6 protein-coding genes are annotated in these 7710 nt (G+C 63.2%); 5 read left to right on the forward strand and 1 reads right to left on the reverse strand.

The window, feature by feature from the left end; all coding sequences use genetic code 11:
• The 4 genes from V7E26_RS27875 to V7E26_RS27890 all read left to right on the forward strand — a co-directional run.
• Positions 1-1050, forward strand: a 1050-nt coding sequence (locus tag V7E26_RS27875) for an ABC transporter substrate-binding protein (RefSeq protein WP_324422560.1), incomplete at its 5' end; no start/stop codon positions are given.
• Positions 1051-1212: 162 nt separating this feature from the next.
• Positions 1213-2439 carry an ABC transporter substrate-binding protein gene (locus tag V7E26_RS27880; RefSeq protein WP_324422562.1) on the forward strand — a complete coding sequence of 409 codons (1227 nt, stop codon included), beginning with the start codon at positions 1213-1215 and terminating at the stop codon, positions 2437-2439.
• Positions 2440-2565: 126 nt separating this feature from the next.
• Positions 2566-3855, forward strand: coding sequence for a glycerate kinase type-2 family protein (locus tag V7E26_RS27885; protein ID WP_324422564.1), 1290 nt, complete (start codon positions 2566-2568; stop codon positions 3853-3855).
• A 179-nt stretch (positions 3856-4034) separates the two neighbouring features.
• Positions 4035-6182 carry a sensor domain-containing protein gene (locus V7E26_RS27890; RefSeq protein WP_324422566.1) on the forward strand — a complete coding sequence of 716 codons (2148 nt, stop codon included), beginning with the start codon at positions 4035-4037 and terminating at the stop codon, positions 6180-6182.
• Positions 6183-6188: 6 nt separating this feature from the next.
• Here V7E26_RS27890 and V7E26_RS27895 read toward each other — a convergent pair whose 3' ends face one another.
• Positions 6189-6707, reverse strand: a complete 519-nt coding sequence (locus tag V7E26_RS27895) for a MarR family winged helix-turn-helix transcriptional regulator (protein ID WP_324422567.1) — start codon at positions 6705-6707, stop codon at positions 6189-6191.
• Between the two features lie 134 nt (positions 6708-6841).
• On the opposite strand from V7E26_RS27895, the gene V7E26_RS27900 reads away from it, so the two are divergent.
• Positions 6842-7710, forward strand: an 869-nt coding sequence (locus V7E26_RS27900) for a branched-chain amino acid ABC transporter permease (protein WP_324422569.1), incomplete at its 3' end; no start/stop codon positions are given.

Consider the following 7710-nt stretch of genomic DNA (forward strand, 5'->3'; position numbering starts at 1 on the left):
ACCGAAGAAGCCTATTTCCGGAAGATCAATGCCGAGGGCGGCATCAACGGCCGCAAGATCAACTTCGTCAGTTACGACGATGCGTATAGCCCGCCGAAGACGGTGGAGCAGGCGCGCAAGCTGGTCGAGAGCGATGAGGTCCTGATCGTCTTCAATTCGCTCGGCACGCCGCCGAATACAGCGATCCAGAAATATCTCAACAGCAAGAAGGTGCCGCAACTCTTCGTCGCGACCGGCGCCACCAAGTGGAACGACCCGAAGGAGTTTCCATGGACCATGGGCTGGCAACCCAACTACCAGAGCGAAACGCAGATCTATGCGCGGTACATTCTGAAGAACAAGCCGGATGCCAAGATCGGTGTGCTCTACCAGAACGACGACTATGGCAAGGACTACTTGAAGGGCTTCAAGGACGGGCTCGGCGCCAAGGCCGCGTCGATGATCGTTCTGGAGGAGAGCTATGAAGTCTCGGAGCCGACCATCGACTCCCACATCGTCAAGCTGAAAGCGTCCGGCGCCGACGTCTTCATGAATATCACCACGCCGAAGTTCGCGGCGCAGGCGATCAAGAAGAACGCCGAGATCGGCTGGAAGCCGCTGCACTTCCTCAACAACGTCTCGGCTTCGATCGGCAGCGTCATCAAGCCGGCCGGCCCGGAAAATGCCCAGGACATCATCTCCTCGCAGTATCTGAAGGATCCGACGGACGCGCAGTGGAAGAATGATAAGGGCATGAAGGCCTGGAACGAGTTCCTGGACAAGTACTACCCGGAAGCCAATCGCGCCGACGCCGCAGTGATGTATGCCTATACCGTTGCACAGGGCCTGGTTCATGTGCTGAAAGCCTGCGGCAACGACCTTACCCGCGCCAACGTCATGAAGCAGGCGGCCAGCATCAAGGATCTCGAGCTCGACGGCCTGCTGCCGGGCATCAAGGTTAATACGTCGGCCACGGACTTCGCTCCCATCTCGCAAGTACAACTGATCAAATTCAAAGGGGAGACCTGGGAGCGCTTCGGCGAAATCCTCTCCGATAGCGTCGGCGGCTAGTCCTACCGCGTCAGCCCAATAAACATGCAGCCCTTGCGACTTTTGCCGCAGGGGCTTCTTGTTGTGACGCCCCTGCCAAGATGCTAATCACGATGCGGTCCACAAGAGCCCCATCAAGGGGCCGGGCAAGTTACATTAAGAAATGAAAAGGGAGAGACAGAAATGTCCAAAATGAAAAAACTTGCGGTCATATCGGCCGCGGTTGGATTGCTTGCTGCAAGTTCGAGCAGCGTATTCGCACAGAAGAAATACGACCCCGGCGCCAGCGATACCGAAATCAAGATCGGCAACATCATGCCCTACAGCGGACCCGCTTCCGCCTACGGCGTGATCGGCAAGACCGAGGAAGCCTACTTCAAGAAGGTCAACGCCGAGGGCGGCATCAACGGCCGCAAGATCAATTTCATCAGCTATGACGATGGCTACTCGCCGCCAAAGACGGTGGAGCAGGCACGCAAGCTGGTCGAGAGCGATGAAGCCTTGATCGTCTTCAACCCGCTCGGCACCCCGCCCAACACGGCGATCCAGAAGTACCTGAACAGCAAGAAGGTGCCGCAACTGTTCGTCGCGACCGGCGCCACCAAGTGGAACGATCCGAAGAGCTTCCCGTGGACGATGGGCTGGCAGCCGAACTACCAGAGCGAAACCGTCATCTACGCCAAGTACATCCTGAAGAATTTTCCGAATGCCAAGATCGGCGTGCTCTACCAGAACGACGACTACGGCAAGGACTATCTGAAGGGCTTCAAGGACGGTCTCGGTGCGAAGGCCGCCTCGATGATCGTCATGGAAGAGAGCTACGAAGTCTCCGAGCCGACGATCGACTCCCACATCGTCAAGCTGAAGGCGACCGGCGCCGACGTGTTCATGAACATCACCACGCCGAAATTCGCGGCGCAGGCGATCAAGAAGAACGCCGAGATCGGCTGGAAGCCGACGCACTTCCTCAACAACGTCTCGGCCTCGATTGGCGCCGTCATGAAGCCCGCCGGCTTCGAAGCCAGCCAGGGCATCATCTCCTCGGCCTACCTCAAGGACACGTCCGACCCGCAGTGGAAGAACGACGCCGGCATGAAAGCCTTCGATGAATTCCTGACGAAGTATTTCCCGGAAGGTAACCGGATCGATGGCGGAGTGATGTATGGTTACACCGTTGCCCAGGGACTCGTTCACGTCCTCAAGGCGTGCGGCGATGATCTGACGCGTGAGAACGTCATGAAGCAGGCCGCCAACATCAAGGGACTCGAGCTCGGTGGCCTGTTGCCCGGCATCAAGGTCAACACCAGCCCGACCGACTTCGCTCCGATCTCGCAGGTCCAACTGCAGAAGTTCAAGGGCGAAGCGTGGGAGCTGTTCGGCGAGATCATGAGCGGCGACGTCGGCGGCTAGCTATTCGAAAAGCCAATCGGCCCATTCGCGGGCCGCACAGCCCCCGCAGGAACACGCTGCGGGGGTTTTCTTTTGCAGCGTTTGGATGGATAACCACCCTTCCTGTCCATAGCTGCCGTTGCCATCATGACCGACCAGCGTTCCCTCTTGCGTGCGATCTTCGACGCAGCCGTTGCGGCCGCGCATCCCGATGTCGTGCTCTCGGCGCATCTGCGACCCGTGCCGAAGGGTCGCGTGATTTGCCTTGCCGCCGGCAAGGGCGCGGCGGCGATGGCCGCGGCGGCCGAACGGCACTATCTCGATACGCTGGGACTCGATCCGTCGCGGCTGATCGGCCTTGCCACGACGCGCCACGGCCATGGCGTGCCGACGCGGCGGATCAAAGTGATCGAGGCCGGCCACCCCGTGCCGGACGAGGCCGGACTGAAGGCCGCCGACGAAACGCTGCGCCTCGCCGCGGAAGCGACCGCCGACGATCTGTTGCTGGTGCTGCTGTCCGGCGGCGGCTCGGCGAACTGGATCGCGCCGGCCGATGGCGTCACGTTCGCGCAGAAGCAGCAGGTCAACCGCGCGCTGCTGCGCTCGGGCGCGCCGATCGGCGAGATGAACGTCGTCCGCAAGCACCTGTCGCGGATCAAGGGCGGCCGGCTGGCCCGTGCCGGGCAACGCGCCGCCGAGATCGTGACGCTCGCGATCTCTGACGTGCCGCACGACGACCCCTCGGCGATCGCGTCGGGGCCGACGGTACCGGATCCAACCACGCTGGCGGACGCCCGCGCGCTGGTCGCGAAATATAACCTTGCGGTCGACGATGCCGTGAAGCGCGCGCTCGACGATCCCAGGAACGAGAGCTGCAAGCCCGGCGACCCTGCCTTTGCCCGCGCGCAGTTCGAGTTGATCGCAAAGCCGAAGGCGTCGCTCGACGCCGCGATCAAGGTGGCAAGGGATGCAGGCTATGAGGTCGTCGGCCTCGGCGCGGATCTCGAAGGCGAGGCACGCGATGTGGCCGCCGATCATGCGCGGCTGGCGCTGAAGGCCCGCGGCGAGGGCAAGCGTACCGCCATCCTGTCGGGCGGCGAATTGACGGTGACCGTGCGCGGCAACGGTCGCGGCGGCCCCAACCAGGAATACGCGCTGGCGCTGGCGGATCTTCTCAAGGACACGCCGGGCATCGTGGCGCTTGCCGCCGACACCGACGGCGCCGATGGCGGCGCCGGCAGCGCGAGCGATCCGGCCGGCGCCCTGATCGACCAGACCACGTTCGCGAAGATGAAGTCGCTCGGCCTCGACCCCGCGGCCTATCTCGCCAACAACGATGCGACCGCGTTCTTTTCCGCGACCGGCGATCTGCTGCTGACCGGCCCGACGCTCACCAACGTCAATGACGTCAGGGTGATACTGGTCGATCCCGCCTAGGTTTTTCAGGCGTCCCTCGCATCCTGGACGTGCCGGCGCAGCGTTAATGCCTTGTTGAGCATGTTGGCAGGAAGCCTTGCGGGCTTACCCGGTTCGAGGATGCGATTCACCAGCCAGGCTTTCTAATCCCCGATCATTCTGAAGGAAGAGAGCCGCCGATAGCGGCCGGGAAACGTCTTATGCCGGACCAGGGCCAGAACATCGCCGTCAAGTCGGCGCCGTTGAGTGCGCGCCTCGAGGAGGCGATCAACAATTTGTCGCTCGGCATCGTCGTCTTCGACGACAAGCGCGAGGTCGTCTTCTGCAACGTGCGTTACCGGGACATGTACGGCCTGTCGCCCGAACAGGTAAAGCCGGGAACCCCGACCCACGTACTGATCCGGCACCGGCTCAATCTCGGCCTCAAGGTACCGCTCGCGCCCGACGATTACATTCGGCAGCGCGTCGGCCGCGATGTCGCACTCGACACCACGATGCAGGAGTTCAGCGACGGCCGCATCATCGCCTACACGGTTTACCCGATGCCCGGCGGCGGCGGCATGGCGACCCACGAGGACATCACCGAACGCGAGGAACTCAACGCCCGGCTGAAGACGCAGTTCGAACTCGGCCGCAAGCAGGAAGAGGCGATGCGGATCAAGAACTTCCAGTTCGACACGGCGATCAACAACATGTCGCAGGGGCTCTGCTTCTTCGATGCCGATCACCGCCTGATCGTCTGCAACGACCAGTTCATCGATCTCTATAATATTCCCGCCGACCGCGTCCGCTCCGGCATGATGGTGACGGAAATCGTCGACCTGCGTATCGCTGCCGGCAGCTTTCCGGCGATGACGCGGGAAGAATATATCCATTGGCGCACCAATGTTGCGGTGTCCAACGAGGCGAGGGATAGTACCGTCGGATTGCAGGACGGGCGCACTATCAAGATCCGGCACCGGCCGATGCCCGGCGGCGGCTGGGTCGCGACCCACGAGGACATCACCGAACAGCGGCGATCCGAAATCAAGATCGAATACATGGCGCACCACGATGCGCTGACCGACCTTGCCAACCGCGTGCTGTTGAACGACCGGCTCGAACAGGCGCTGGCGAGGATCCAGCACGGGGAAATGGTGGCGGTCCACCATCTCGACCTCGACCAGTTCAAGGCCGTGAACGATACCTTTGGCCACCCCTACGGCGACAGGTTGATCAGGACCGTCGCCGAGCGGCTGCGCTCTCTCGTTGCCGAAGCCGACACGATCGCACGGATGGGCGGCGACGAATTCGTGATCGTGCAATGCGCAATTACCGACCCCGCCGATGCCACCCGGCTGGCTCAGCGCGTCATCGATGCACTGAGCGAGCCCTATGACATCGACGGCCAGCAGGCCGTGATCGGCGTCAGCGTCGGCATTTCGGTCGGCCCCGGCGACGGGTCTGTTCCCGACAAGCTGCTGCGCAACGCCGACCTCGCGCTCTACCGCGCCAAGAGCGACGGCCGCGGCACGTTCCGCTTCTTCGAAGCCGCGATGGACCTGCAGATGCAGATCCGTCGTGTCATGGAGCTGGACTTGCGCAAGGCGCTGCCCGGCGGCGAATTCGAGCTGCACTACCAGCCGGTCGTCAACCTCGCGAGCAAGGAGATCAGCGGCTTCGAAGCCCTGATCCGCTGGAACCATCCGACCAGGGGCATGGTCTCGCCGGCGGCCTTCATTCCGCTGGCCGAGGAGATCGGCTTCATCGTCCCGATCGGCGAGTGGGTGATCAGGCAGGCCTGCGCCACGGCGGCGCAATGGCCTGATGACCTTCGCGTCGCCGTCAACATTTCCGCGATCCAGTTCCGCAGTCCCGGCCTGATGCAGGTGATCGTAGGCGCCCTCGCCGCTTCCGGTCTTGCGCCGACGCGGCTGGAGATCGAGATCACCGAGAGCGTGCTGCTTCACAACAAGGAGGCGACGCTGGCGCTGCTGCACCAATTGCGCTCGCTCGGAATCCGTATCGCCATGGACGATTTCGGCACCGGCTACTCGTCGCTGACCTATCTGCAGAGCTTTCCGTTCGACAAGATCAAGATCGACCGTTCCTTCGTCAAGAACATCACCGAGAATTCGAGCTCGCTCAACATCGTGCGCGCGGTTGCGGCGATGGCCAACGGCATGGGCATGACGGCGACCGCGGAAGGCGTGGAAACCGCCGAGCAGCTCCACAGCATCACATCCGAGGGATGCACGGAGATGCAGGGCTTCCTGTTCAGCAAGCCGCTTCCCGCCGCCGAGATCGAGCGGCAGTTTCTGTCGGGTCGCGGGCGGCGCGAAGTTCAGGGCCGTATCGGCGCGGCGTGACGCGCCTCAAAACTGCGCGGCGATCTTCGACAGCATCCCCAGCAGCGCCACGCGGTTGGCCGGCCCAAGCAGCTCGTTGAGCCTCGCCTCGTGCTTGCTGGCAACCAGCTTCTTGGCGCGGGCCAGCACCGCCTTCCCCTTGTCGGTCAGGACCAGGATGTGCGAGCGGCGGTCGTTGGTCGAGCGCATCCGGGCGCAGAGGCCGCGGCTCTCCAGCGCATCGAGCATCGAGACGAAATTCGGCCGGAGAATGCCGAGCGTGTTGGCGATTTCGGTCTGGTTGCGCCCGGGATTGCGGTCGAGCAGCAGCAGCACCGAGAACTGCGCCGGCGTCAGCTGCAACGGCGCCACGCAGCGCAGGAAGTCCTCGAACACCTTGAGCTGGGCCCGCTTGAGCGAATAGCCCAGCAGCTCGGCCAGTTCACCCAGATGCAGGGCGGCACTGTCCGGGGCGCCCTCCGCCATTTCCTTGCCGTGGTTGCGCGGCGACTTGACGGGATCGGTCGCTGCCTTGGAAACTGTCATGACGTGAGGCTCGCACCCGAGAAAGGCTTCGGCCGGTGGCCCGGCCCTTGATGTTATAGTCGATAATTGTTATCGAATATATCAAATATCGGCGTCTTTCAACTGCCGGAGACGCTTGAGGGGGAGCGCCAGTCTTGAATACGACGATCATGCTGTTCCTGCTGCAGGACGGCATTACCAATGGCGCGATCTACGCGCTGCTCGGGCTCGCGCTGGTGCTGGTGTTTGCCGTCACCCGCGTCATCCTGATCCCGCAGGGCGAATTCGTCACCTATGGCGCGCTGAGCTACGCCATGCTGGCGACGGGCGCCGTGCCCGGCACGGTGTGGCTGGCGATGGCGATGGGCGTCGCCGCCTTCGGCTTCGACCTGTTCGATGCGCGGCGAGCCCTGCGGCTGAAGCGCATCATGCGCTCGTTTGCGCTCAACGTCGTCCTGCCCGCCGCCCTTCTGGTCCTCACCTATCGCCTCGCCGGGCCGAAGACGCCGATCGCGATCAATATCGCATTGTCGCTCCTGATCGTCGCGGCGATCGGGCTATACTTGTACCGCCTCGCTTTCCAGCCGCTCGCGCATACGTCGGTGCTGGTGCTGCTGATCGCGTCGGTCGGCTGCCACCTCGCGCTGCAGGGCCTTGGGCTGGTGTTCTTCGGCGCCGAAGGCCTGCGCGGTCCGGCGCTGTCGAGCGCGGCGCTCACCATCGGTCCGCTGCGCTTCACCGGCCAGAGCCTTGCGGTCTACGGGCTCACCATCGGCTTCATCGTCGGGCTGTGGCTGTTCTTCGGCTTCACGCTGATGGGCAAGGCGCTGCGCGCCACCGCCGTCAACCGGCTCGGCGCCCGCCTCGTCGGTATCCGTACCACGCTGTCAGGCCAGATCGCGTTCCTGCTGGCATCCGTGATCGGTGCGATCTCCGGCATCCTGATCGTGCCGATCACGACGCTCTACTACGACACCGGCTTCCTGATCGGCCTGAAGGGTTTCATCGCCGCGATCATCGGCGG

This window comes from Bradyrhizobium sp. (genome assembly GCF_036735945.1).
GTDB lineage: Bacteria > Pseudomonadota > Alphaproteobacteria > Rhizobiales > Xanthobacteraceae > Bradyrhizobium.

Coding starts and splice junctions, on each gene's coding strand:
- V7E26_RS27880 (WP_324422562.1), top strand. CDS start 1,213: ATGTCCAAAATGAAAAAACTTGCGGTCATATCGGCCGCGGTTGGATTG.
- V7E26_RS27885 (WP_324422564.1), top strand. CDS start 2,566: ATGACCGACCAGCGTTCCCTCTTGCGTGCGATCTTCGACGCAGCCGTT.
- V7E26_RS27890 (WP_324422566.1), top strand. CDS start 4,035: ATGCCGGACCAGGGCCAGAACATCGCCGTCAAGTCGGCGCCGTTGAGT.
- V7E26_RS27895 (WP_324422567.1), bottom strand. CDS start 6,707: ATGACAGTTTCCAAGGCAGCGACCGATCCCGTCAAGTCGCCGCGCAAC.